We start from the raw sequence: 23,587 nt of genomic DNA on the forward strand, positions 1-23,587 counted from the left end.
CACCTCGGAGCGCGGCCGCCGGCTCGGGTCAGGAGACCAGGCAGTAGTCGGGGGCCTGGTCGAGGTCGGGCTTCGTGATCAGGTCGATCGGGACGTAGTCGATTTTGGTGATCGGCTCCCGGTAGAGCAGGCTGAGGGTGTTCTCGACGGCCTGCTGGCCCAGCTTCGAGGCCGGATTGGCCACGGTCGCGGCGAAGCGGCCGTCTCGGATCGCGGCCAGGCCCTCGTCGGTGCCGTTCACGGTGGCGATCTTCACGGCCTTGTGGGCAGCCTTGAAGGCCTCGGACACGCCCACCGCCATGTCCTCGTTCGCGACGAAGGCGTACGTGAGGCCGGGGTGTTCTTTGATCATTTGACCGGCCACGGCCCTCGCCTTGCCGCGGTTGAACATGCCGGGCGCGGTCGCGACCACCTGGATGTTCTTCGGCAGGTTGTCGGTGAAGCCCTTGACCAGCAGGTCGGATGCCGCGCCGGGCGCGCCCGCGACGATGCCCGCGGTGGCCGGGGCGCCGACCGCGTCGTTGCTGACCCAGCCGGCGTCGAGCAGCCCCACCTGGTTGAGGTCGACCACGACGGCGCCGAGGATGCCGGAGGTGTCGCTGGGCGCGACCGAGGTCAGGAAGATCGGGATCTTGGCCTTGCCGGCGCGCTGGATGTCGGCCTCGAGGGCGGTGGTGTTCACGGTCTGCACGATGATCGCGCTGACGTGCCGGCGGATGAGGCTGTCGATGTTGGCCAGCTCGGCCTGCGCGTCCTGCTTCGAGTTGGTGCTGATCACGCGTACGCCGCGACGGGTGGCCTCGCCCTCGACCGAGCGCTGCAGGCAGGTGTGGAACTCGGTGCTCCCGCCGTTGACGAAACCGAGCGTGATGTTCGCCTTCACCGGATCCGCCGCGCCGGCGTCGTCACCGCACGCGACCAGGGTGAAAGCGCCGAGCGTAAGCGCCATGGCCGCGCCGCCGGCACGGGTGACACGTCGTCGCACTGGGCTGCCCTTCCCGACAAGTGCGCACGAACGTAACAACGGCGTGACGGAGATCAAACATCGATCGCTGCACGCTGAGCCTGCACAATTCGCGGGCTAACGGCGCAGCACGTCGAGCACGAACCACTCGTCCTCGTGCCGGATCACCCGTTCGAGACCCGGCATCGCGGCCAGCGCCTCGTGCACGTGGTAACCGTCGTAGTTGCCGCCGCTGCGGTCGCGGAAATGCACCGCGACGAGGTCACCGCCCGGTCCGAGGCGGGTGGCCAGCCCGTCCAGCAGATCCGCGAGGTCGTTCCCGGAGAGGTAGTAGAGCAGGTCCCCGATGACGATCAGGTCGAACGTCCCGTCGGGGAGATCCGCCGGCAGGATCGCCTGCTCGACGCGTACGTGCGGGAACTCGCGCACCTCCTCGGCCGCGCTCGTCACCGCGCCGGGCACCGAGTCGACCGCGAGGATCTCGTCGCAGCGCGGCGCGAGCATCCGGGTGAGCAGGCCGACCGAGCAGCCGGGCTCGTAGCACCGGCGGTACCGCTCGCGCGGCAGGCTGGCCATGGTCACCGCGTATTTGCGCTGGTCGTGCCACTTGGTGGCGGTGTCCCACGGGTCGGTCTTGGCCTCGTACATGCCGATGAAGTGATCCAGCGAGACCGACCTGTCCGGCGGCCGCGCGTCACCCTGCGCTTGTGTCACCGCCCTATTTTCCACGGAGCGCCCGGGTCAGTGACGCGGCCAGGTCCGGTGGCAGCGCCGGCTGGGAGCCGTCGAGGACGGCGTGCACCTCGCGGCTGAGCGTCTCGCTGAACGCCACGTAGTTGCGGGACACCGGGCGCAGCCGCGCGCCCTCGATCGAGGTGAGCAGCAGGGGGGCGTACGGACGATCGGCCTTGACCGCCTCGTCGGCATAGACCCCGGCCCGGGTCGCCGCGAAGCCGCCCTTGTCGAACAGGATGCGCTGGCTGCCGGCGCTGGTGAGGAACTCGGCGAGCGCCTGGGCGGCCCGCGGCTTCTTCGACACCGCCGAGATCGCCAGGTTCTGGCCGCCGAGCACGCTGGGGCCGGGCAGGGCGGTCACCCCGAAGGCGATCTTCTCCAGGCCGCCGTACGCGACCGGCCAGTTCCGCATGAACATCACGCTGCCGTCGGCGAACGTGCTCGTGCTCTCGCTCTCCTCGGAGCGCAGGGCGTCGCGGTGCACGAGGCCCTTCTCCCCCTCGCGCGGCGGGGTCAGCGCGTGCACCGCGGCGTTCCACTTGGCCAGGTCGAGCGTCACCTTCCCGTCCGGCGCGACGGTGAGGTCGCCGCCGTTCGCCCAGACCGCCTCGAGCGTGTTGACGGTGAGCCCCTCGTACGGGCCGAGCTGGGCCGTGTACCCCGCCCGGAACTCGGGATGTTTGGCCGCGGTCGCCTTGATCTTGGCCCAGTCGAACGGCGGCTCGGCGCCCAGCCCTTTGCGGTAGTAGAGCAGCCCGGCGTCGGTGTTGAACGGCAGCGCCCACAGTTTGCCCTGGTAGAGGCAGGTGGACAGGGGCCCGGCCATGAACGCGTCCTCGGGCTTCTCGGCCAGCCACGACCGCTCGATCGGCCGGATCAGCGAGTCGCCGCCGCCCGAGGCGAACGCCGCGGTCAGCGTGACGTCGAGGTTGAAGATGTCGATGCCGGGGTTCTTGGCCTGGGCCAGCATCTCGGTGTACTGGTCGCTGGCGGCCCCGTTGATCGGCAGGATGTGGGCCGGGTTGTGCGGGTGGGCCGCGTTCCAGATTTCGATGAGCTGCTGCCGCTGGCCGCCGGCACTGTCGTCGCGGCCGCTCAGGATGGTCAGCCGGCCCGGTTCGAGATCGTCCTGGCCGCCGCGCGGCACCAGCAGGAACACGCCGGTCACGAGCACCGCGGCGCTGACGAAGCCGAGCACGAAGTCGCGGGTGGAGCGGAGCCGCACGTCAGTCCTCCTACTTGTCCCACAGTGCCCGGAACATGCCGCTGAACACGTCTTCGAGCGCGTCCAGCCCGGCGTCGAAGCAGCCGCCGCCGGTGTCCGCGACGAGCGTCTCCAGCGCCGCGTCGGCACAGGTCATGTCCCCGACGGCGACGACGAAGACGCGGACGCCGGCGACCTGCGCGGCGGTCGGCAGCGGCCGCCGGCTGGTGTCGCGGCCGTCGGTGAGCACGACCAGCGCGCGCAGCTGGTCGTCCGCCGCCGGGTGCGACCGCAGCTGCCCGGCGCCGGCGATGACCGCCTGGTAGAGCGGGGTGTCGCCGGCCGGCTTCACGGCGGCGGCGAGCCGGCCGACCTTGGTGGTCAGGCCGGCGGCCGGGCGGGTGAAGCCGAGCACCGGCCGCGGCGGGGTGGCGCCGGGACCGGAGAACGTGACGAGGCCCAGCTCGTCGCTGCCGCCGATCCGGGTGGCGGCCTGGCGCAGGGCGGCGACGGCCACCTCGTACCGGGTCTCGGTGGGGTCGCTGGTCACCGTGTTCATCGAGCCCGACGCGTCGAGCGCGACCAGGAAGCTGCCGGAGCGGCGGGCCTTGGCGTAGACGCCGGCGGTCTCGCGCGCCTCGTCCACGGTCGCCTCGTCGTCGGTCAGCGAGCCGAACGGCCAGTCCGGCAGGGCGCCGTTGTCGCGGGTCACCGGCGGCTCGGCGTCGAGCGTGGAGGTGCGCAGACCCTGCCGGTGCAGCGCGGCGATGCCGGCCGGGGATGTGGTGAGCCAGCGGACGAACCATTGGGCGTACGCGTGGGTCTCGTCGCTCTGGATGCCGCCCGGCCAGCGCAGCTGGACCGCCACCTTGGCCACCACCGGGGTCTGCGCCGGGTAGTAGGCCACGAGGTGGTCGGCGTTGCCCGGCGGCGCGCCCGGCACGCAGTCGCCGTCGGGCCGGCCCCGGTTGAACCGCACCAGCTCCTGCTCGGTGAGGATGATCGCGGGCGTCTTCGCCGACGGGGACGTGCGGTGGATCTCCAGCTGGCGGCAGAGCAGCCCGGGCTCGCCGGCCAGCGGGTAGCGGCCGGCGTCGAGGCGCTGCTCGATGCCCCGCTCCACGTCGTCGTGGGCCTCGGCCGGGGTGCGTCCCGCGTAGAGCTGGGCGGTGACCATCTGGGCGGTGGTCGACAGCGTCGGGTCGCCGCGGATCACGCCCCACCGCTGCGAGCCGGTGGCGAACAGCTGGGGCCAGGTCGAGCGGGCCCGGCGGAAGGCGTCGTCGTCGCCGGCCTGGGGCGCGGTGACGCCGAGGACGATCGGGGTGCGGGCGACGGGCACGACCCGCTCGACCGGAGACGGCGCCGGCTCGGGGACGTCGCGGGCGACGGCCGGGAACCAGATGTCGGGGTGGGGCGCGTTCCGGGCGCCGGCGCCCCAGCCGTCCTTCAGGCCGGCGGCGAGCTGGGCGGCGTCGGCCGGGAACAGGTAGACGTGGGCCGAGCGGCAGCCGTGCGACTGCGCGGCGACGTACTGCTCGAAGTCGTCGGCGACCCCCTCGTACGCGGCCTGGTCGGCCGGGTCGACGGCGACCCGCACCTGGGTGGCGGCCGGGCAGAGGCCGGTGGCGACGAGGCCGTCGGCCTGGGTGGCGCAGCCGGCGAGCAGGGTCGCGCCGGCCAGCATGCCGCCGACCACCGGCCGGGGCATGCGGCCGCGGGACCCGACCTCGCGGAAGAACTTCCGGGGGCGGCTGAAGGCGAGCACGCTGCGGCGGCGCAACGGCGGGAAGGGCGGCGCCTCGGCGTGGCCGGCGTTGCGCGCGACGTAGAGCGGGCCGTAGACGATGTCGGCCGAGTAGGTCGGCGTCTGCTTGCCGCCGGCCATCCGCCGCTGGATGTACGTGAACAGCTCGCCCGTGTCGATGAAGCCGTCGCCGTTGAGGTCGGCCCAGCCGTACTCGAGCCCCTCGACGACGGCGTCGCTGAAGACGCCGCTGCGGTCCTCCCAGCTCCGCTGCACCCCGGTCGCCGCCGTCATCACGACCCGCCCGCGGCCCTCGAGCACCTGGATGTCGGTGGTCTTGCCGCGGGCCCGGCCGCGGCTGCCGTCGCCCTTGCCGAACGCGCCGCCGTAGCAGCAGTCGAGCAGGACGATCTTGGCGCGGGCCCGGCTGTGCCGCATCTCCTTGGAGACGTGGTGGGCGGCGAGCGCGGTGGCGTGCGGCGAGTTGTGGTCGGTGTCGCGGTTGATGAAGTAGAGGTGGCCGTCGTCGTCGACCGCACCGTGGCCGGACAGGTAGAGCAGCAGCGTGTCGTCGGCCGACGCCCGCTTGAAGAACTGCTCGACGTCAACGGCGACCCGGCGCAGGTTCTCGTTGCGCAGCACGGCGACCTCGAAGCCGCCGATCTTCGCGTCGGCCAGCACCCTCTCCAGGTTGTCGGCGTCCGCCCGGGTGCCGGGGAGCGGCCGGTAGTAGGGGTCCTGATACTCCTCCGTCGCGATGATCAGCGCGCGCCTGCTCATGAGTCTGTGTCGAACACCTTCCCCAAGAAGGCGTCGACGACGCGGTCGATCTGCTCGGGCGTCGCGTTGGTCACCCGCAGCGTCTGGTCACCCACCTGCACCTCGAGGTCGCTCTTGTTGCGCACGACCCGCTCGGCCAGCCACCTCAGGACGGCACGGACGGCTTCGGGCTGGCTCAGCACGGTGGCCACGATGCCGCCCAGCGCCGCCACCTCGCCGCTCTTCGCCCCCTCGGGCGCCGGGCCGCCGTCCGCCGTCGCCACGGCCGTCACCTCGGGAAACTCCCGCAGCTCGGCCAGCAGCCGGCGCGCCAGCTCGTCCGCGCGCTCGTCGTCCTCATCAGTGACGGTGATGTGCACCACCCGTTGCCCATCCACGCCTGCACCATACTCATTGGACACCACCTGTCACATTTGGCCTCCGCCATCAAAAAAGTCAGATGATTGCCACATGTGGCCCGCCGCGCTCCGATTCGGGAGATCATGACGGGGTGAGTGGCCGCACCTTCGGGATCCTGTCGCCCTTCGTCGGCGGCGACTACTACGGGGCGATCATCGAGGGGATGAACGCGGCGGCCGTCGCGGGCGACGACCGGATCATGGCGATCCAGACGCTCGACCCCGGCGCGCACAGCGCCGACCGCAGCGGCCTGCCCGACTTCCGCCGCCCGCTGGCCTGGAGCCTGCTCGACGGCCTGGTCGTGCTGCCCGGCGCGGTCGACCCCGGCTACGCGGCCGGCGCCCGGGCAAGCGGGCTGCCGGTGGTCTTCGTGGCCCACGACGCCACCGACATCGGCTGCTCGGCCGTGCTCGCCGACAACCGCAGCGGCGTCCGCGAGGCCGTCGGCCACCTGGTCGGCCACGGCCACGAGCGGATCGCGTTCGCCGGCCACCTCGCCCATTTCGACCTGCGCGAACGCCACGAGGGCTACCGCGAGGGGCTGCTCGCGCACGGCATCACGCCGCGCGCCGACCTGCTCTTCGACACCGGCGACAACCACGAGAGCGGCGGCGAGGCGGTCGCCGACGCGCTGATCCGGGCCGGGATGCCGGCCACCGCGATCGTGCTCGGCACCGACCGCAACGCCATCGGCCTCACGTCCCGCCTGATGGCGGCCGGCTACGACCTGCCGGCCGAGCTCGCCGTGGTCGGCTTCGACGACATCGCCGACGCCACCTACCAGCGGCCCAGCCTCTCCACCGTGCGGCAGCCGCTGGGCGAGGTCGGCGCCACCGTCTACCGGACGCTCACCGACCTGGCCGCCGACCCCGCGCGGACCGCCCTCGTGCGGCACGTGACGACGTCCTTCGTCCGGCGCGACTCGTGCGGGTGCCCCGGCGACGGCCTGCCGGTCTCCGAGCCGCAGGCCCGCGCGCTGTTCGCCCAGGTGCAATATCTGCAGAGCACCCTGAACATCCAGTACGAGCTGGGCATCGAGCTGCTCGGCACGCACTCGAGCGACCCGCGCTCGCTGGACTGGCTCGGGCTCACCCCGGCGATCGCCGGCAGCCTCGGCCTGTGGACGCCCGGCGACGACACCCGGCTCGAGGTGGTCGGCGACTTCCGGGCCGGATCTGACACCGGCGCCGCCCTCGCCGCCGCGGAGTTCCCGCCGCCGCAGCTGTTCGGGCTGACCGACGGCCCGGCCGGCGACATCGTCTTCCTGGTGCCGGTGCGCAGCCGCAACCGCGACTGGGGTGTGCTGGCCGCCGTCGGCCGCATCCAGTCGACCACCCCGCCCGGCCGCGAGATGATGAACCACTCCGGCGCGCTGCTGGCCGCCGCCCTCGACTACGAGGTCATGATGGCCGCCCTGCGCGAGCAGGAGGAGAGCCTGCGCGACGCCGCCCTGCACGACCACCTCACCGGGCTGCCCAACCGCACCCTGCTCGAGGACCGGATGGAGCAGGCGGCGCTGCGCTCGGCCCGCCAGCCCGGCTACCGCTTCGCGATCCTGCTGCTCGACCTGGACGGCTTCAAGGCGGTCAACGACACGCTCGGGCACGCCGCCGGCGACCTGCTGCTGATCGAGGTGGCCCGCCGGCTCACCGGCCTGCTACGCAAGTCGGACACGGTGGCCCGGCTCGGCGGCGACGAGTTCGTCATCCTGCTCGACGGCGTCGCGCAGCCCAACGGCCAGCAGGCGGTCTGCCACAACATCGCGGCCGCGATCTCGGCGCCGTTCTTCATCGACGGCGAGCGGGTCGACGTCGGCGCCAGCATCGGCGTCGCCGTCTCCGGGGCCGACTCGTCCGACCCCGACCACCTGCTGCGCGAGGCCGACGCGGCGATGTACAAGGCCAAGTCGGCGGCGAAGCGCCCTACTTCTCGTTGAGGTCCTTGAGCGCCAGCGCCTCGATCACGTTCTTGTTCGCGTTCCACTTCTGCAGCGTCGAGCCGTCGCAGCGGGCCACGTAGATCTTGGCGATCTTGTTGACGACCTGGAACAGGTCCGGCGTCGGGAGCGTGGGGTCGCGCGGGGTGAGGCAGTACCCGGCGGTGTCGACGATCTGGTAGCTGGTGAAGTAGTTGCCGGTCGAGCCGTACACCCGCCAGGTCTGGTTGGCGGCCCCGGTGCAGGCCTTGGTCTGCACATACTTGCCGACCGCGGTGGCCAGCGGGCTCTGCAGGCAGTAGACGGTGCCCTTGGTCGCGGTGATGATGCCGTCGGCGTAGTTGCCGCTGTCGCCGTTCATGTTCGGGTTGCTGTCCGACGGCCGCGCCGGCATCGAGTACCTCTGGTTCCAGGCCACGTTGGCCGGGTTCGGGTTCTGCTTGCAGGGCCACGCGATCATGTACGCGGCGTCCGGGTTCTGCCCGGTGTCGTCCAGGCAGCGGCCGAACTGGTTGTAGTTGACCAGCTGGCCGAGCAACCGGTTGGTCTCCGAGGACGCCGCGCCGGCGCCGACGTTCGCGTCGGCCGAGAACGTCTGGATGTTGTCGTACGAGCCGCCGCACGTCTTGGTCAGGATGAGGGTGCTACCGGGGACGTTGGGGCTGGCCACGTTGAAGCAGTAGCCGTCGGTGTTGGTGCCGTCGAGCTTGCTGCCGACCAGGTTGGCGCTGTCGTTGAAGCTCCACGCCTGCCGGTAGAGCGCCGGCTTCTTGGTCTGGCAGGTCGCCATCACCACCTGGAGGCCGACCGCGTGGATGTCGCTGGTGGTGTCCAGGCACATGCCGTTCGGGTGGTTGTCGGGCGTCTGCGAGGACACCAGCTGGATCTGGAGGGTGTCGGTGTACGCCCAGATCTGCGACGACTTGCCGGCGCTGCACAGCTGCATGGCCGCCGCGGCGCCCTCGGCCGGGTCGCTCGCGCCGGCGTCGATGCACAGGTCGTTCTGCGCCGTGCTGGCCCGGTAGACGTGGATGAGGCCGCCGGAGATGTTGGCGTTCGTGGTGTGCACGATGTACGTGCCGTTGAGCGTGCGCCCGGTCAGCCCGCCCGGCCGCTGCGTGCCGGCCGCCGGGTACAGGCTGTCGTGGCAGCTCCCGCCGGTCAGCAGCGGCCCGGCACAGCCGTCGGCGGTGAACATGACGAACGCCGGTGTCGCCGGCTTGGTGTTGTTGTTCTTCAGGAACGTGCCCTCGCCCGGCCGGCACTCCAGGACCTTGTTCGCCAGCTCGGTGGCGGTCATGTCCTGCGGGTCGGTCTGGTAGTACGCGGGCGTGACCGTGTACGACTGCGTCTTCTGGCCGTCGACCGTCCCCGAGAGCGGCGCGCACGGCAGCAGGCCGACCAGGCCGACCTCGTCGCCGTCCTTGCGGGTCTGCCACGCGGCCCGCACCGAGGCGAGGCCGATGTCCAGGCCGGCCTGCGCGGCGTGCAGCGCCTGCACCCGGCGCGACGAGAAGTCCGACGTGGTCACCGAGGAGACCACGAGGTTGGCGAGCAGCCCGCTCATCGTGACGCCGACCAGCACGACCAGCATCGCCAGCGGCAGCGAGCCGCGGTCGTCGATCCCGAGCTTTCTCATGACGACACGCTCCGGCCCCCGGTGCAGGTGGACGAGTTGAGGTCCCCGGTCGCGTTCAGCGCCGTGAAGGTCACGTTGGTCTGCCGGGTGCTGCCGTTCTTGCCGGCCCCGACGGTCGAGGTCACGTTCAGCTGGAGCCGCTGGAACTTCAGCCCGGTCGGGTTGTTCTTGTCGGCGGCGATCGTCGTGAACGGGGCGCTGCCGGTGACGCCGCTGGCCAGGGTGGTCCAGGCGGTCGGCGTCACCTGGCTCACGTTCGGCCAGGTGCGGCGCTGGAGCTCGCTGGTGGCGACGTTCAGGCGCAGCTCGACGCACGTGTCCACGCCGACGACGCTGACCAGGTATTCGACGTACCAGCCGTCGGGCTGCTGCCCCGGGTCGCTGACGCTGCGCGCGTACCGGATCTCCCGGTCCAGTTTCTGGAAGGCCGTGTTCATCTGACCCTGCGCCTCGTAGGAGGCGTCCGCCTTGTCGACCCACTTGTGGATCTCGATGATGCCGCCGGTGAACATCACCATCACCACCGACATCAGGGCCATCGCGATCATGACCTCGATCAGCGAGACGCCGTCGTCGTCCTGGATCCCGGGGAAGGTCATCACGGCACCTTCCAGGTGACGGCCTTGCTGACCGAGACGCCGGCGGTGTCGGTGACCGTGAACGTCGGGGTGTACGTGCCCTTGGTGAGCGGCGTGCCGCTGACGATGCCGGTCGAGGTGTCCAGCGCCAGGCCGGGCGGCAGCAGGCCGGAGGCGAGCGCCCATTTCACGTACGGCTGGATGCCGCCCGCCGCCACCAGCTGCACGCTCGCCGCCGTGTTCAGCGTGGAGGTCACCGAGCTCGTGGTGATCGACAGGGCCGGCACCGTCCAGGTCGACGTCTGCGACACCGCCTGGCCGAGCTTGTCGGTGACCGTGATGGTGGCCGTCGGGTAGCTGCCGACCGTGGTCGGCGTGCCGGAGACGACGCCGGTCGCCGGATCGATGGCCAGCCCGGTCGGCAGCCCGGTCGCCGACCAGGTGTAGGTCGTGGTGCCGTTCGAGGCGGTGAACGTCTTCGAGTACGCCACCCCGCCCGCCGACGTGATCGCGCCCGGGTTGCTGAACGTCAGCGCCTTGTTGATCGTCCAGGTGAACGTCACGAAGTCCTGCTGCTTGTAGTCGTCGGTCACGGTCACCTTGACCGAGGGGTTGCTGCCGTTGGTGGCCGGCGTGCCGCTGATGACGCCGGTGGTCGCGTTCATGGTCAGTCCGGCGGGCAGCCCGGTCGCCGTCCAGACCAGCGCGCCACCGCCGCCGCTCGCGGTGAAGGGGAGGTTGACCGGCAGGTTCACGTCGCCGGTGAGGTTTCCGGGCGACTTGATGGTCGGGGCGGCCGGCACGTCGCCGCTGTTGTCGAACACCGGCTCGACGGTGTTCTTCCCGATCAAGGACGTGCTGATGTACGAGCAGAGGCCGCTCGCGCACAGGCGATCGGTCCAGGTGACGGCCACGATCATCCGGTAGAACGCGACCGCGCCGGCGCTGCCGAGGCCGGGCAGGCAGGGCGGGTTGGCCGGGTCGACGCCGGTGGCCCGGTAGCAGTACTCGACGAACCAGTACTGGTGGTACGCGGCGCCGTTGATCGACAGATCCTTGGCGACGGTCGGCAGCGCGGCGGTCTTGCCCGTGCCCGGATCGGCGTCCTTGTCGTACGGGACGGTCAGGTTGTCGGGCACCGTGCCGTTGAGATACTTGCCGATGTTCGGGACGGTCGCGGCGGCGGTGGTCAGCTGCGTGCTGACGCTGCTCTGGTCGCGGCCGCTGATCAGCGCGGTGACCTGCATGGCCCGCGCCCGCTCCATGGCGTCGTCGGCGGCCTGCATCGCGGTCTGCTCGTTGCCCTCCTGCTGCGTGAACCGCGTCGTGATCATGAACGACGAGCTCAGCGAGAGCATCACCATCGAGATGATCGCGATGGAGACGAGCACCTCGACCATGGTGAAGCCGTCGTCACCGGCGACGCGGCGGCAGCGCGGCACGGCGCTCTCCCTTCGAGGGGCTACACACGCCTTATCGGCAGCGCCACCTCGATCAAAAAGATTTTCCGGACGCCATCGCCCGGACGCCTGCCGGCCACGATGCGGGTGGACACTGCCGTGATGGATGGGACGGCCGTGGCGCGTGATCTCCTGACCCCGATCCCCGCCCACCGAACGCTGGGCCTCACGGTGCTGCGAGCGACCGACGGCGTGGGCGTGGTCGCGATGGACACCCCGCCGTCACTGGCCAACGTGATCGGCTCCCTGCACTCGAGCGGCCTGATCACCTTGATCGACGCCGCCGGCCTGGCGGCGATAATCGCGGCGGGCCCCTTTCGCATGGACGGCGTGGTCCCCTTGGGCGCCACCGCCACGTTGCGCTTCCTGGCCCCCGCCCGGGGCCGGGTGACCGCCACCTGCACCCTGGACGCCCGCGCCCGAGACCGGCTGGAGGCCCTCTTCTCCGGCGCGTTGCCCAAAATCAGGATCAAAACCGTGGCGCACGTACGCGATGACGCCGCCACCCTCCTCTGCGAGGGCGCCTTCGAGTGGAGCGTCCGCCGCTCCGCCTGAGCGCGGTCCCGCCTCCCGCCTTCGCCGCGCTCGCCCTCCGACCGCAGCCCCCACCGCCGCGCCCTTTGCTCTGCTCACCAATACGCGCATCGCAGCTCAGGCCACTTCCGCGCGCCCAGGTAAGCAGAGCCGGAGCACCACCCCGCGCGCCCAGGTAAGCAGAGCTGGACCACCACCCCGGCGCGCCCAGGTAAGCAGAGCCGGACCACCACCCCGCGCGCCCAGGTAAGCAGAGCTGGACCACCACCCCGGCGCGCCCAGGTAAGCAGAGCCGGACCACCCCGCGCGCCCAGGTAAGCAGAGCCGGAGCACCACCCCGGCGCGCCCAGGTAAGCAGAGCCGGAGCACCGCCCGGCGGGGCTCAGCCTCCGGCCATCGCCCCGACGATCAGGAACGGCTCCTCGCCCGCGACCACCCGGGCCGGCAGCGGCGCGTCCGGCGAGTCGTTCGAGAGGTCCTCCTCGCAGGCGAAGAAGCGCACCAGCGCCCGCCTCTGCCCGGTCCCCCGGTCGCGCATCGTGCCGCGCAACATCGGGTACCGCGACTCCACCGCGTCGAGCACCACCCGCTGGGTGACCGGCTCGTCGACCGCCACCTGCACCTCGCCGGTCACCCGGGCCAGCGTGCGCAGGTGCGGCGGCAGGATCACGCGGATCACGCCAGCACCTGGGCTTCCACCGACAGCACCGCGGGCAGGTCGCGCACCAGGGGCTGCCACGAGTCGCCGCCGTCGGGTGAGCCGTAGATCTGGCCGCCGGTCGTGCCGAAGTAGATGCCGCAGTCGTCCAGGGTGTCGACCGCCATCGCGTCGCGCAGGATGTTGACGTAGCAGTTCTCCTGGGGCAGGCCGGCGGTCAGCGGCTCCCACTCGTCGCCGCCGCTGCGGCTGCGGTAGACGCGCAGGCGGGCGTCCGGCACGTAGTGTTCCGAGTCGCTGGTGATCGGGACGACGTACACCGTCTCGGGCTCGTGCGCGTGCACCGCGATCGGGAAGCCGAAGTCGGTGGGCAGGTCGCCGCTGATCTCCCGCCAGGAGCCGCCGGCGTCGTCGGTGCGCATCACGTCCCAGTGCTTCTGCATGTAGAGCACGTCGGGCCGGGCCGGGTGCATGGCCAGCCGGTGCACGCAGTGGCCGACCTCGGCGTCCTCGTCGGGGATGCCGCCGGAGCGCAGGCCCCGGTTGATCGGCTGCCAGCTCTTGCCACCGTCGTCGGTGCGGAACGCGCCGGCCGCCGAGATGGCGACGAAGATCCGGTCGGGATCGGCCGGGTCGAGGATGATCGTGTGCAGGCACATGCCGCCGGCGCCGGGCTGCCAGCTCGGGGCGGTGGGGTGCCTGCGCAGCGCGGACAGCTCGGTCCAGCTGCCGCCGCCGTCGGTGGATCGGAACAGGGCCGCGTCCTCGCCGCCGGCGTAGACCGTGTCGGGGTCGGTGCGGGACGGCTCGAGATGCCAGATGCGCTTGAACTCGAACGGGCGCGGCGTGCCGTCGTACCAGAGATGCTCGCCGGCCTCGCCCTCGTAGGCGAAGTCGTTGCCGACCGGGTCCCAGGTGCGGCCGCCGTCGTCGGAGCGCTGAATGATCTGGCCGAACCAGCCCGAGGACTGCGACGCCCACAGCCGGTCCGGGTCGGCCGGGGAGCCGTTGACGTGGTAGATCTCCCAGCCCCCGAAGTGTGGGCCGCTCACCGTCCAGTCCCGGCGTGTGCCGTCCGCGGTCAGGGTGAACGCGCCTTTGCGGGTGCCGACCAGCAGTCGTACGGAAGTCATGGCCCCATTGTGACCCAGGTCACCCGATCGTGGGCAACAGCATCCGCGCGCTCGTCCCCCGATCGACGCCCGGCGACGTCACCGTGAGGCGGCCGCCGTGCGCCGTCACGATCCGCCAGGCGATCGACAGGCCGAGGCCCATACCGGGAATTGCCTGCGTCTGGGCGTAGTGGCCGCGGTAGAAGCGCTCGAACACGAACGGCAGCTCGTCGGCGGGGATGCCGGCGCCGTGGTCGGTGACCTCGACCCGGGGGCCGTCGATCTCCACGCGCGCGGTGCCGCCGCCGGAGAAGACGATCGCGTTGCGGATCAGGTGCTCGACCGCCTGGCCGAGCCCGGCCGCCTCGCCCACCACGTACACCGGCTCCCGCCCACCGTCGACCGCGAGGCGCACACCGCGCTCGCCGGCCAGGGGCTCGCAGGTCTCGACCGCGCCGCGCACCGCCGCCGCCAGGTCGACCAGGCCTTCGGCCTTCGCCGGCGCGTCGGCCGGGTGGGTGCCGGCGAGCAGGTGGTCGACCATCCGGACCAGGCGGTCGCCGTTGCGCCGGATCGGGTCGATCATGCGCCGGTACGGTGCGAGCTGCTCCTGTTCGGCCAGGGCCTCGACCAGCATCTCCAGGTAGCCCTGCATCGTGGTGACCGGCGTGCGCAGCTCGTGCGAGACGGTGGCGACCAGGTCCTGCTCGCGGCTGCTGAGCCGGGACAGCTCGGCGTCGAGCGCGGCGAGCTTGGCCTGCTCGCGGATCGCCTCGAGGTGGCCGGCGGCCTGCGCGGCGAGGTCACCGAGCATCTGGACCTGATGCGAGCCGATCGTACGAGGCTCCCGGTCCAGCACGCAGACGCTGCCGAGCACGTGACCGTCGTCGCCGACCAGTGGCACGCCCGCGTAGAACCGGATGAACGGGTCGCCGGTGACGTTCGCGTAGTCGCGGAACCGCGGGTCGAGCCGCGCGTCCGGGACGATCAGCGGGCGCGGGTTGTCGACCATCCAGGCGCAGAACGAGATGTCCCGCGGCGCTTCGGTGCCGGGCATGCCGGTCTGGCCGGCGAAGAACTGGCGATCCTTGTCGACCAGCGAGACGGTCGACATCGGCGTGTCGAAGATCCGGGAGGCCAGGCGGGTCAGATCGTCCAGCACGACGGGCCGCACAGCGTCCAGCAGGCCGTAGCTGTACAGCGCCGCCAATCTGCTCTGCTCGCTCACTGTGTCGTCCGTTCCGGTGCCGTCGGTGAAGGTGCCCCGTACGGTCGGCCGCCCGCCGGTGGACCTGAGAAAAGCCGTATCGTCGCTTCCCATGACCCGCATCCTGCTGATCTCGGGTAACACCCGCGCGGACTCGCTCCACACCGCCGCGCTGCGGACGGCGGCCCGGTTCGCGCCGGCCGGGATCAGCGCCTCCCTCTACGACGGCCTGCGCGACCTGCCGGCGTTCGTCCCGGGCGAGGGGCCCGACCCGGTGCGGTTCCTCCGGTTGCAGGTGGCGGCGTCCGACGCGGTCCTGTTCAGCACGCCCGAGTTCGCCGGCTCGATGCCGGGCAGCCTCAAGAACCTGCTCGACTGGCTGGTCGACGGCGGCGACCTCACCGGCCGGCCGGCGGCCTGGCTCTCGGTGGCGACCCCGGGACAGGACGACGGCGCCTGCGCGGCGCTGGAGACGGTGCTCGCCCACGCCGGGGCCAAGGTGCTGCACCCGGCCGGCGTACGCATCCCGCTCCACCAGTCCGCGCTCGACGGCGAGGGCACCGTCGCCGACCCGCAGCTGCACCAGGCCCTGCTCGACCTCTTGCAGACGCTCGACCGGGCGCTGGCCGCCCCGAGGCCGAAGGCCCAGCCGTCGTGGCAGGCGGTCTCCAGCCTCTACCCGGTCGTGCAGCGCAACGACGCCATACCGTTCAAGAGCTGGCGTGCGGAGATCTGGCGTCCCGGCGAGTAGACGGGCAGAGTTAGCCTTTCGCCCATGCAAGATGGGCGATACGAGCGGCGGCAGCTCCTCGGCGACGGGGGCATGGGCGAGGTCTGGCGCGGCGTCGACACGGTGCTCGGCCGGGACGTCGCGCTCAAGCTGCCGCTGCCCCGGCTCGCCCAGGACCCGCAGTTCGCCGAGCGGTTCCGCCGCGAGGCGCAGGCGATGGCGAGCGTGCGCCACGAGAACATCATCGACATCTACGACGTGTGCGACTCGCCGGGCGGGCCGTTCATCGTCATGGAGTACGTGCCGGGCGGCTCGGTGGCCGAGCTGCTGCAGCGGCGGGGGCGGCTGGGCGCCGAGGAGACCGTGCGCATCGTGGCGCAGGCGGCCCGGGCGTTGTCGGCCGCCCACCGTCAGGGCGTCGTGCACCGGGACGTGAAGCCGGGCAACCTGCTGCTGCGCGACGACGGCTCGGTGGTGCTCACCGACTTCGGCATCGCGCGCACGCCGGCCGGTGACCAGATCACCCGCCCCGACCAGACCATCGGGACCGCGACGTACATGGCGCCGGAGCTGTTCAACGGCGGTCCGGCCACGCCCGCCTCCGACATCTACGCGCTCGGCGTCGTCGCGTACGAGTGCCTGGCCGGTCATCCGCCCTTCCAGGCCGACAGCGTGATCGCCGTGGCCACCATGCATGTCATGCGCGGGCCGGCGCCCCTGCCGCCCGAGGTCCCGGCGGGGGTGCGGGCCATGGTCGAGCGGGCGATGAGCAAAAATCCCGCGCAGAGGTACGCCTCCGCGGACGAGCTCCTGGCCACGATCGGCCGCCTGGCGATCCCCGCCGCCCCGCGTTCCCGTCCCCGCCGCCGCTCCCGTCGTCGCTGGCTGGCCGCGGTCGCGGCGCTGGCGGTGGCGGGCACGGCGGCCGGCCTGCTGGTCCGCGCCTACGCCGGCGACGACGGCGGCGGCGGCGACAACGGCCCCGCGCTGCCGGCCGACCTGCGAGCCTTCGCCGCGGGATGGTCGCTGGACGGCTGCATCAAGGACGGCACGCCCGGCGACAAGCAGGACGAGCGCTGGCGCTGCCCGGTCGACGGGGCCACCTCGCTCTACCTCATCCGCTACCAGCCCGGCGGCCACCGCGACACCGTCCGCACCAAGAACGACGAGATGAAGCCGCTGGCGGGCACCGTCAAGCTCGCCCGCGGCACGGCCACCGGCCCCGGCGGCGCGTCCGGCCTCTACCGCGAGTACGAGGTGAACATCGGCTCGGCCACGAAGCCCGAGTGGATCGACCAGATCTGGTTCGACAACTCTCCGGTCCAGTCCCCGCCGCTGGCCCTCATCCTGCGCACCGGCCGCACGCCGGGCACGGCCCCGGCGCTGGCCCGGCTGCGCGGCCTGTGGGAGAAGGCCGGCTACTCCCGCCCGGCGTAGAACGAGACGGCCTCGGCGATCGCCAGGTCGGTGAGCTTCGGGTCGTGGCGGGCGCCGATGTCGCGCATGAACGCGTGCTCGCCGCCGCGGTAGATGTGCAGCTCGACGTCGTCGTGGCCGGCCGCGTAGAGGGCCTGGACGATCTGCAGGCGGGCGTCGGCCGGGACGTGCGGGTCCTGCGAGCCGAAGACGACCATGAGCCGGCCGCGGATGTCGGCGGCGCGGGCGAGCGAGCCCGGGTCGTCGGCGCCGAGCCCGCCGTTCTGCAGGCCGGTCGGGTAGAAGCAGACGGTGGCGGCCACCCGCTCGTCGAAGGCGGCCCGGAACGCGAGGTGCCCGCCGATGCAGAAGCCGGTGACGAACAGCGTGGTGACGTCGTCGCGCCCGGCCATGTGGTCGAGCACCGCCGTGCGGTCGGCGTCGAACTGGGCGGTGGTCGTGGCGGCCGCGCCGGCCAGCCCCGCCGCCTTCCCGGCGTCGTCGAACTCGAGCGCGACGCCGGCCAGCTCGCCGTGCGGGTAGATCTCCGGCACGCAGACGACGAACCCCTCGGCGGCGAAGCGCCGGGCGGTGCGCAGCGTCGACTCGGTGAGCTGGAAGATGTCGGTGTAGAGCAGCAGGCCGGGCCACGCCGCGTCACCGGCCGGGCGGATCACCTTGGTGCGGATGCCGTCGGCGACGCTGACCTCGTCCTCGCGTACCTTCATGTCGCCCGACCTTACCGGCCTGATCAGCCCATCCCGGGTGGCGCGCCGCTGCCGGCCATCATGTCGGCGAAGGCGGCCCCGGCGGCCGGGCTGGTGAACAGCCGGTCGAAGCGGGCCCGGGCCAGCCGCCGCCGGAACGGATCGGCGTCCAGGTCGTGCACCATCTCGGTGAACCAGCGGGAGAACTCCTGGTAGTCCCAGGTGCGGCGCAGGCACACGTCCGAGTACTCGCGCAGCGGCCCGTCGTCGCCGGCCGCCGCCGCGACGAACGCGCGGGCCAGCAGGTGCGCGTCGGACAGCGCGAGGTTCATGCCCTTGGCGCCCATCGGGGTGATGATGTGGGCGGCATCCCCGGCCAGGAACAAGCGGCCGTACGCCATCGGCTCGGCCACGAAGCTGCGCATCTCGACGATCTCCCGGTCAGTGATCGTGCCGGTCCGCAGCCCGGGATCGCCCAGCCGCAGCCGCAGCTGGTCCCACGCGTGGTCGTCGGGCCACGCCCGCGGGTCGTCCTCGCCCGGCCGGTACTGCAGGTAGAAGCGGCTGGCGGCGGGCCCGCGGGCGAACTGGGCGGCGAAGCCGTGGCGGCTCAGCCCCATCAGCGGGTAGCGCGGCGGCGGCGCGTCGGCCAGCATCGTGTACCAGCCGATGCCGTGGTCGAACGTGTACGTGGTGAGCGCGTCGCCGGGGATGCTGCGCCGGCTCACCCCGTGGAAGCCGTCGCAGCCGGCCACGTAGTCGCCGGTCAGCTCGTGCTCGACGTCGCCGGGGCCACGGTAGGTGACGCGCGGCCGGCCGGCGCCGAGGTCGTGCAGGGTCACGTCGCGGCAGTCGAAGCGGATGTCGCCGTCGAAGGCGGCCAGCAGGCGGCGCACCAGCAGCTGCTGCGGGACGATCCGCCCGGCACGGCCGCCGGCCAGGGCCGGCACGTCGAGAAGGTGCGGCTCCCCCTCGTACCGGAGCTCGAGGAAGGTCTCCACCGGCGCGCCGGAGAGGATCGCCTCGCCCAGCCCCGCGCCCTCGAAGATCTGGCTGCCGTAGTGGTCGAGGACCCCGGCCCGCTGCCGCTCCTCCACATAGGATCGGCTGCGCGCCTCGAGCACGGTGCAGCCGATCCCGTTGCGCTGCAACAGGTTTGCCAGGGTGAGACCGGCCGGCCCGGCCCCGATGACGACGATCTGGCTCGGCATGCCGTCCACCGTACACAGTCGGCCCGGCATCACCGTGGTTCAGTCCAGGCAGGCGACGCCGGTCAGCTCCTCCGCCGCCGCGCGAGCAGGTGACCGGCACGAGGACCGTCCGGGTGCCCGAGGTCGGCGACATCGATCTGACCTGGGACACCTATCCGCTGCCCGGCAGCCCCGGCCCGGTCATGCTGGTCGTCACCGCCGGGCCCGGCACCCCCGACGCCGACCGCCTGCGCCTGCTGGCCACCCTGCACGCCGCCGGCTCCTCGAGGTCCGCGATCGGCGTGAGGAACACCGCCCCGACCTCGGCCGACCACATGCCGCTGTACTTGGCCCAGAAGTCGCGGAAATAGGGACCGTGCAGATAGACGAACCGGAAGTAGCGCTCCCAGTCGCCGGTGTACGGCCCCAGCACCCGCTTCGAGTTGACGCAGATCTCGGCCAGGTTGCCCATCGCCGCGGACATGCACGCCAGGTCGGCGTGCTCCTCGATCTCGGCGTTGCTCACGTGCTCGGCGTGGGCCACCTGGCGTCTCAGGAGATAGCCCTGCCACAACGCCGCGCCGAGCGCCGCCATCGCGACCGCCGTGCCGGTGACGCCGAGAATTAGCGCGTTCATGCCGCCGCTCCTCCGGGGATCGTCGCGTCACCCTACCGGCGCCGGACCGTGACCGGCGCGCCCGCGAAACTCTGCGCAACGGGCTACGGCTTGCGGGCGACCCCGCCGTACAACGCCACCTGGGCGTCGGTCAGGGCCACCGGCGCGTCGGGCCGCCACCGCAGGATCGGCACCACGCCCGGGTCCACCGGCTCGAGCCCCGCGAAGAAGGCCGCCACCTCGTCGCGCGAGCGCAGGCGGCTCGGCATCCCCTGCTTGCGCATGATCTCCACGAACCGCGCCCACGCCTCCGGGTCGTGGTCGGCCGTCACGTGCGAGAGCACCAGGTAGCTGCCGCGGGGCAGGGCATCCATCAACTTCGCGACGATCGCGTACGGGTCGGCCTCGTCGTCGAAGAAGTGCAGGATCGCGAACATCAGCAGTCCGACCGGCCGCGACAGGTCGAGATGGTCCCGCAGCGTCGGGTCGCCGAGGATCGCGTCGACGTCGCGCAGGTTGGCGTCGATGTAGGCGGTGTTGCCGGAGTCGAGCAGCGCCCGCGCGTGGTTGAGCACGATCGGGTCGTTGTCCACGTAGACGACGCGGGCCGCCGGGTCCACCGACTGGGCGACCTGGTGCACATTGGGCGACGTCGGCAGCCCGGTCCCGATGTCGAGGAACTGGGTCACGCCCGCGGACGCGGCCAGCCATCGCACGGTCCGCTGCATGAAGGCCCGGTTCTGCCGCGGCGCCGTCGCCGCATCGGGGTTTGCCTTCAGTCCCTGCTCGGCGGCCGCCCGGTCGGCGGCGAAGTTGTCCTTCCCGCCGAGCAGGTAGTCGTAGACGCGGGCGGGATGCGGTCGTCCACTGTCCAAAGGCTCCGCCACGGCACCCAGCATAGAGGCGCGCGGATGAACTTCGCCGCCCCGGAGCTGAACGAAACGCGCCTCTCACCCGTACTGACGAACGGCGATGAAGCCGGGAGGACGGAGAAGGAGTCGCGATGGCCGGGACCGGAATCGACACCTCGATCCTGCACAAGGGAGCACATAGTGCGTCTTATTTCGATCTCGCTCGAAGTGCCGGCGACGGCGTCGAGATCGTCGACTTCTGCATCCCCTGCAACCCGTACTTCCCGACGCCGGAGATGTTCGACGAGCTGTCCCGCGACCTGAAGAACATCCTGAAGTACTACCCGTCGGACTCGATGGGCATCACCAAGAAGCTGGCCAGCGTGCTGGGCCTGCACCCGCAGACGGTGGCGATGGCGAACGGCTCGACCGAGCTGATCACCTGGATCGACCACCTGCTGATCTCCGAGAGCGTGGCGATCCCGATCCCGACGTTCGGGCGCTGGACCGACCAGCCGTTCGAGACCGGCAAGCGGGTCGACATGTTCCCGCTGCAGGAGCGCGACGGCTTCCGGCTCAACCTGGACGACTACGTGCGCTTCATCCGCGAGCGCAACTCCCGGGTCGCGGTGATCTGCAACGTCAACAACCCGGACGGCAACTACATCCCGCGCCGCGACGTCATCCGCTTCATGGACATGCTCGGCGACCTCGACCTGGTGGTGATCGACGAGTCGTTCATCGACTTCTCGGACGCCGAGCAGTACCCCTCGGTCGGCCCCGACGCGGTGATCCGGCCGAACACGGTGGTCCTCAAGAGCCTCGGCAAGAACTTCGGGCTGCACGGCATCCGCTTCGGCTACATGCTGGCCAACCCGGCCATCGCCGCCACCATCGGCAAGGCGCTGCCGAAGTGGAACCTCAACTCCCTGGCCGAGAAGGTCGTCTTCATGATTCAGGAGCATGAGGAGGAGTACGAGGACAGCCTGCGCCTGCTGAGCCGGGATCGCCGCCAGATGGCCGGCGAGCTGTCCCGGGTGCCGGGACTGACGATCTTCCCGTCGCAGGGCAACTTCATCCTGGTCAAGCTCCCGACCGAGTGGTCCGGCACGGCGCTGCGCGACTTCCTGGTCGCCAACCACGCCGTCTACACCCGCGAGTGCGGCAACAAGCTGGGCATGACCAGCCAGTTCATGCGGCTCGTGGTGCGCCCGGCCCGGGACGTCGACCGGCTGATCGACGGGATGATGGACTACGGCCGTCAGTTCCAGCAGCGCCCGCAGTACGAGGACATGCGCGGCGGCGGATGGGACAACACGATGGACGACGTCCCGAACAACCTGATCCAATATCCGACCCGCCGATCGGAATACACCGGGCGGCGAGCGGCGAACCAGTAGATGGGCGGGGGCGCCCTGGCGGGGGTGCCCCCACCCACACTCTAGGCGAACGAAGCCGAACTCACGGTCCGTTGTTCGATTGCCGTACATATGGGTGTTCGGTTGATCCCCCATGGTTACGACATGCCGCACTACCTCGACACGCTCGCCGCGAGCCCGTGGGTCCTGGTGGTCGTCCTCGTGGTGGCCGGGCTCGACGCGCTGCTGCCGTTCATGCCCAGCGAGTCCACCGTGGTGGCGTGCGGCGTCGCGGCGGCCGGGACGGGCCGCCCGCACCTCCTCCTGCTGATCACGGCCGCGTCCGCCGGGGCGTACCTCGGTGATCAGGCTTCGTTCCGGATCGGCCGCCGCAGCACCGGTTCCGTCCAGGCCAGGCTCGGCCACCGCCGGGCGAGGGCGCTGCACGCCTGGGTGCAGCGCCTGCTGCACAGCCGCGGCGGGCTCGTCATCGTCTTCGCCCGCTACCTGCCGGGCGGCCGCTCGACGACCGCGCTCGCGGCCGGCGTGGTCGGCTACCCGGCGGTGCGTTTCCACTGGTACACGGCGGCCGGCGTGGTGCTGTGGTCGATCGAGGCGAGCCTCATCGGCTACCTCGGCGGCGCCGTCTTCGCGGGGCGCCCGTTCCTCGGCTTCCTGCTGGCCTGCGCCGTCGCGCTCGGCATCTCCGGCCTGGCCGTCCTCGTCCAGCACCTGTTCGCCCCGCCCGCACCCGTCGTGAGCACGCCGGCCGAGCGGGTCACCACCACCCATTCCCGAGGGGCACACAGGCCCCGCTCAAGGGGCTCGACCCGGCCCCGAACCCGCACGGTGGAGGCCGGCGCCTCGAAGCTGGAGACCGCCCGAAATTGGCTGGCCGGCTCGGCGGGCGCCCTGATAGCGTCCGCCGAGCTCGACCGACCCGAGGAGGTGAGACCCGTGCACGCCGGTGTTCCCTCTCCGAAAGGCACGAGATGTTTCCCGTACGCTTCACCGCCGAGTCCCGCTCGCACGCGGTCCTCGAACGCGACTTCACCGTAGGCCCGATCCCCGGCGCGCTCTGGTCGCCGGTCGACGCCGCCGCCCACGCGCCGCTGATCCTGATGGGCCACGGCGGCGGCCTGCACAAGAAGACCCCCGGCCTGGTCGCCCGCGCCCGCGACGCCGTCACCACGTGGGGCTTTTCGGTCGTGGCCATCGACGCCCCCGGCCACGGCGACCGCCCCCGCTCGGCGGCCGACCTCCGGGCCCGCGACGATCTCCGCGAGGCATACACCTCCGGCGACGGCGAGCAGATCCGGTCGGTGAGCGCCCGCTACGGCGCCGCCCTGGCCGCCGTCGCCGTCCCCGAGTGGCAGCAAACCCTCGACGCCCTCCAGCGCCTCCCGTGGATCGGCGAGACGGCCCCCGTCGCCTACGGCGGCGGCGTCTCCCTGGGCACCGCGATCGGCATCATGCTGACCGCCGCCGACCCCCGCATCCGGGCCGCCATCTTCGGCGGCGGTTTCGTGGTCTACGACGAGCTGCTCGAGGCCGCCCGCCACGTCACCGTCCCCGTCCAGTTCCTGCTCCCCTGGGACGACGAACACGTGAGCCGCGAGTCGTCGCTGGCCTTGTTCGACGCGTTCGCCTCCCGGGAGAAGACCCTGCACGCCAACCCCGGCGACCACCGGACGATCCGCTGGACCGGCGTCGACGACGAGTTCCTGCCCCGCCACCTGGGCTTCCCGGCCGCATCCGTCCGCTGA

At 71.8% G+C, this 23,587-nt stretch carries 22 protein-coding genes; 8 read left to right on the top strand and 14 right to left on the bottom strand.

What is annotated here, in order from left to right:
- Positions 1 to 28 precede the first annotated feature (28 nt).
- The 5 genes from ACZ6TB_RS02985 to ACZ6TB_RS03005 all read right to left on the bottom strand — a co-directional run bounded on the left by ACZ6TB_RS02985 (position 29) and on the right by ACZ6TB_RS03005 (position 5,807).
- Complete coding sequence (locus ACZ6TB_RS02985) at positions 29 to 985, bottom strand: sugar ABC transporter substrate-binding protein (RefSeq protein ID WP_465549910.1); 957 nt, start codon at positions 983 to 985, stop codon at positions 29 to 31.
- Between the two features lie 96 nt (positions 986 to 1,081).
- Positions 1,082 to 1,678 carry a class I SAM-dependent methyltransferase gene (locus ACZ6TB_RS02990; protein ID WP_465549912.1) on the bottom strand — a complete coding sequence of 199 codons (597 nt, stop codon included), beginning with the start codon at positions 1,676 to 1,678 and terminating at the stop codon, positions 1,082 to 1,084.
- A 4-nt stretch (positions 1,679 to 1,682) separates the two neighbouring features.
- Positions 1,683 to 2,924, bottom strand: a complete 1,242-nt coding sequence (locus ACZ6TB_RS02995) for an extracellular solute-binding protein (protein ID WP_465549914.1) — start codon at positions 2,922 to 2,924, stop codon at positions 1,683 to 1,685.
- 10 nt (positions 2,925 to 2,934) lie between these two features.
- Positions 2,935 to 5,430, bottom strand: a complete 2,496-nt coding sequence (locus tag ACZ6TB_RS03000; RefSeq protein WP_465549916.1) for a caspase, EACC1-associated type — start codon at positions 5,428 to 5,430, stop codon at positions 2,935 to 2,937.
- Entirely contained in the window at positions 5,427 to 5,807 is a 381-nt protein-coding gene (locus ACZ6TB_RS03005; RefSeq protein WP_465549918.1) for a hypothetical protein, read from the bottom strand. The genes ACZ6TB_RS03000 and ACZ6TB_RS03005 overlap by 4 nt, the downstream gene beginning before the upstream one ends.
- A gap of 113 nt (positions 5,808 to 5,920) precedes the next feature.
- Between ACZ6TB_RS03005 and ACZ6TB_RS03010 the strand changes: the two genes are divergently transcribed.
- On the top strand, positions 5,921 to 7,765 hold the full coding sequence (locus ACZ6TB_RS03010; RefSeq protein WP_465549920.1) for a diguanylate cyclase domain-containing protein: 1,845 nt from the start codon (positions 5,921 to 5,923) through the stop codon (positions 7,763 to 7,765).
- Here ACZ6TB_RS03010 and ACZ6TB_RS03015 read toward each other — a convergent pair.
- Genes ACZ6TB_RS03015 through ACZ6TB_RS03025 form a run of 3 tightly spaced genes read right to left on the bottom strand, consistent with a single transcriptional unit; the run spans position 7,752 to position 11,424 of the window.
- Positions 7,752 to 9,404: a ricin-type beta-trefoil lectin domain protein gene (locus tag ACZ6TB_RS03015; RefSeq protein WP_465549922.1), complete on the bottom strand. Its 1,653-nt coding sequence runs from the start codon at positions 9,402 to 9,404 to the stop codon at positions 7,752 to 7,754. The two genes, ACZ6TB_RS03010 and ACZ6TB_RS03015, sit on opposite strands and share 14 nt — an antisense overlap.
- The gene (locus ACZ6TB_RS03020) at positions 9,401 to 10,003 is read right to left on the bottom strand and encodes a PulJ/GspJ family protein (protein WP_465549924.1); all 603 of its coding nucleotides are present in this window, start codon (positions 10,001 to 10,003) and stop codon (positions 9,401 to 9,403) included. The genes ACZ6TB_RS03015 and ACZ6TB_RS03020 overlap by 4 nt, the downstream gene beginning before the upstream one ends.
- Positions 10,003 to 11,424 (bottom strand): putative Ig domain-containing protein, encoded by a 1,422-nt coding sequence (locus ACZ6TB_RS03025; RefSeq protein ID WP_465549926.1) that lies wholly within the window; start codon positions 11,422 to 11,424, stop codon positions 10,003 to 10,005. The genes ACZ6TB_RS03020 and ACZ6TB_RS03025 overlap by 1 nt, the downstream gene beginning before the upstream one ends.
- A 120-nt stretch (positions 11,425 to 11,544) precedes the next feature.
- Here ACZ6TB_RS03025 and ACZ6TB_RS03030 point away from each other — a divergent pair, with 120 nt between their 5' ends.
- The gene (locus ACZ6TB_RS03030; RefSeq protein ID WP_465549928.1) at positions 11,545 to 11,997 is read left to right on the top strand and encodes a PaaI family thioesterase; all 453 of its coding nucleotides are present in this window, start codon (positions 11,545 to 11,547) and stop codon (positions 11,995 to 11,997) included.
- Positions 11,998 to 12,358: 361 nt separating this feature from the next.
- On the opposite strand, the gene ACZ6TB_RS03035 is transcribed toward ACZ6TB_RS03030, so the two are convergent.
- From ACZ6TB_RS03035 to ACZ6TB_RS03045, 3 genes are read right to left on the bottom strand one after another with little or no spacing between them, the layout of a single operon-like run.
- On the bottom strand, positions 12,359 to 12,655 hold the full coding sequence (locus ACZ6TB_RS03035; RefSeq protein ID WP_465549930.1) for a MoaD/ThiS family protein: 297 nt from the start codon (positions 12,653 to 12,655) through the stop codon (positions 12,359 to 12,361).
- The gene (locus ACZ6TB_RS03040; protein ID WP_465549931.1) at positions 12,652 to 13,767 is read right to left on the bottom strand and encodes a WD40/YVTN/BNR-like repeat-containing protein; all 1,116 of its coding nucleotides are present in this window, start codon (positions 13,765 to 13,767) and stop codon (positions 12,652 to 12,654) included. The genes ACZ6TB_RS03035 and ACZ6TB_RS03040 overlap by 4 nt, the downstream gene beginning before the upstream one ends.
- A gap of 19 nt (positions 13,768 to 13,786) precedes the next feature.
- Positions 13,787 to 15,067 (bottom strand): GAF domain-containing sensor histidine kinase, encoded by a 1,281-nt coding sequence (locus tag ACZ6TB_RS03045; RefSeq protein WP_465549933.1) that lies wholly within the window; start codon positions 15,065 to 15,067, stop codon positions 13,787 to 13,789.
- Between ACZ6TB_RS03045 and ACZ6TB_RS03050 the strand changes: the two genes are divergently transcribed.
- Positions 15,066 to 15,704 (top strand): NADPH-dependent FMN reductase, encoded by a 639-nt coding sequence (locus ACZ6TB_RS03050; protein ID WP_465549935.1) that lies wholly within the window; start codon positions 15,066 to 15,068, stop codon positions 15,702 to 15,704. The two genes, ACZ6TB_RS03045 and ACZ6TB_RS03050, sit on opposite strands and share 2 nt — an antisense overlap.
- Before the next feature lie 24 nt (positions 15,705 to 15,728).
- The gene (locus tag ACZ6TB_RS03055; RefSeq protein WP_465549937.1) at positions 15,729 to 17,120 is read left to right on the top strand and encodes a serine/threonine-protein kinase; all 1,392 of its coding nucleotides are present in this window, start codon (positions 15,729 to 15,731) and stop codon (positions 17,118 to 17,120) included.
- On the opposite strand, the gene ACZ6TB_RS03060 is transcribed toward ACZ6TB_RS03055, so the two are convergent.
- On the bottom strand, positions 17,102 to 17,827 hold the full coding sequence (locus tag ACZ6TB_RS03060; protein WP_465549939.1) for a dienelactone hydrolase family protein: 726 nt from the start codon (positions 17,825 to 17,827) through the stop codon (positions 17,102 to 17,104). The two genes, ACZ6TB_RS03055 and ACZ6TB_RS03060, sit on opposite strands and share 19 nt — an antisense overlap.
- Positions 17,828 to 17,850: 23 nt before the next feature.
- Positions 17,851 to 19,017, bottom strand: coding sequence for a 4-hydroxybenzoate 3-monooxygenase (locus ACZ6TB_RS03065; RefSeq protein ID WP_465549941.1), 1,167 nt, complete (start codon positions 19,015 to 19,017; stop codon positions 17,851 to 17,853).
- Positions 19,018 to 19,106: 89 nt separating this feature from the next.
- On the opposite strand from ACZ6TB_RS03065, the gene ACZ6TB_RS03070 reads away from it, so the two are divergent.
- Entirely contained in the window at positions 19,107 to 19,367 is a 261-nt protein-coding gene (locus ACZ6TB_RS03070) for an MmyB family transcriptional regulator (protein WP_465549943.1), read from the top strand.
- 349 nt (positions 19,368 to 19,716) lie between these two features.
- On the opposite strand, the gene ACZ6TB_RS03075 is transcribed toward ACZ6TB_RS03070, so the two are convergent.
- Positions 19,717 to 20,511, bottom strand: coding sequence for an SAM-dependent methyltransferase (locus ACZ6TB_RS03075; RefSeq protein ID WP_465549945.1), 795 nt, complete (start codon positions 20,509 to 20,511; stop codon positions 19,717 to 19,719).
- Between the two features lie 104 nt (positions 20,512 to 20,615).
- Here ACZ6TB_RS03075 and ACZ6TB_RS03080 point away from each other — a divergent pair, with 104 nt between their 5' ends.
- From ACZ6TB_RS03080 to ACZ6TB_RS03090, 3 genes are all read left to right on the top strand, one after another.
- Positions 20,616 to 21,863 carry a pyridoxal phosphate-dependent aminotransferase gene (locus ACZ6TB_RS03080; RefSeq protein ID WP_465549947.1) on the top strand — a complete coding sequence of 416 codons (1,248 nt, stop codon included), beginning with the start codon at positions 20,616 to 20,618 and terminating at the stop codon, positions 21,861 to 21,863.
- Between the two features lie 123 nt (positions 21,864 to 21,986).
- Complete coding sequence (locus ACZ6TB_RS03085; RefSeq protein WP_465549949.1) at positions 21,987 to 22,880, top strand: DedA family protein; 894 nt, start codon at positions 21,987 to 21,989, stop codon at positions 22,878 to 22,880.
- On the top strand, positions 22,814 to 23,587 hold the full coding sequence (locus tag ACZ6TB_RS03090) for an alpha/beta hydrolase family protein (protein WP_465549951.1): 774 nt from the start codon (positions 22,814 to 22,816) through the stop codon (positions 23,585 to 23,587). Before ACZ6TB_RS03085 ends, ACZ6TB_RS03090 begins: the two co-directional genes overlap by 67 nt.

This window comes from Actinoplanes sp. NPDC051537, assembly GCF_055586105.1.

Excerpts from the sequence above, each read along its gene's own strand:
- ACZ6TB_RS03085 (WP_465549949.1), top strand. The coding sequence starts at position 21,987 with ATGCCGCACTACCTCGACACGCTCGCCGCGAGCCCGTGGGTCCTGGTG.
- ACZ6TB_RS03040 (WP_465549931.1), bottom strand. The coding sequence starts at position 13,767 with ATGACTTCCGTACGACTGCTGGTCGGCACCCGCAAAGGCGCGTTCACC.
- ACZ6TB_RS03050 (WP_465549935.1), top strand. The coding sequence starts at position 15,066 with ATGACCCGCATCCTGCTGATCTCGGGTAACACCCGCGCGGACTCGCTC.
- ACZ6TB_RS03020 (WP_465549924.1), bottom strand. The coding sequence starts at position 10,003 with ATGACCTTCCCCGGGATCCAGGACGACGACGGCGTCTCGCTGATCGAG.
- ACZ6TB_RS03060 (WP_465549939.1), bottom strand. The coding sequence starts at position 17,827 with ATGAAGGTACGCGAGGACGAGGTCAGCGTCGCCGACGGCATCCGCACC.
- ACZ6TB_RS03030 (WP_465549928.1), top strand. The coding sequence starts at position 11,545 with ATGGATGGGACGGCCGTGGCGCGTGATCTCCTGACCCCGATCCCCGCC.
- ACZ6TB_RS03065 (WP_465549941.1), bottom strand. The coding sequence starts at position 19,017 with ATGCCGAGCCAGATCGTCGTCATCGGGGCCGGGCCGGCCGGTCTCACC.
- ACZ6TB_RS03015 (WP_465549922.1), bottom strand. The coding sequence starts at position 9,404 with ATGAGAAAGCTCGGGATCGACGACCGCGGCTCGCTGCCGCTGGCGATG.
- ACZ6TB_RS03055 (WP_465549937.1), top strand. The coding sequence starts at position 15,729 with ATGCAAGATGGGCGATACGAGCGGCGGCAGCTCCTCGGCGACGGGGGC.
- ACZ6TB_RS03080 (WP_465549947.1), top strand. The coding sequence starts at position 20,616 with ATGGCCGGGACCGGAATCGACACCTCGATCCTGCACAAGGGAGCACAT.
- ACZ6TB_RS03075 (WP_465549945.1), bottom strand. The coding sequence starts at position 20,511 with ATGCTGGGTGCCGTGGCGGAGCCTTTGGACAGTGGACGACCGCATCCC.
- ACZ6TB_RS03000 (WP_465549916.1), bottom strand. The coding sequence starts at position 5,430 with ATGAGCAGGCGCGCGCTGATCATCGCGACGGAGGAGTATCAGGACCCC.
- ACZ6TB_RS03090 (WP_465549951.1), top strand. The coding sequence starts at position 22,814 with ATGTTTCCCGTACGCTTCACCGCCGAGTCCCGCTCGCACGCGGTCCTC.
- ACZ6TB_RS03045 (WP_465549933.1), bottom strand. The coding sequence starts at position 15,067 with ATGGGAAGCGACGATACGGCTTTTCTCAGGTCCACCGGCGGGCGGCCG.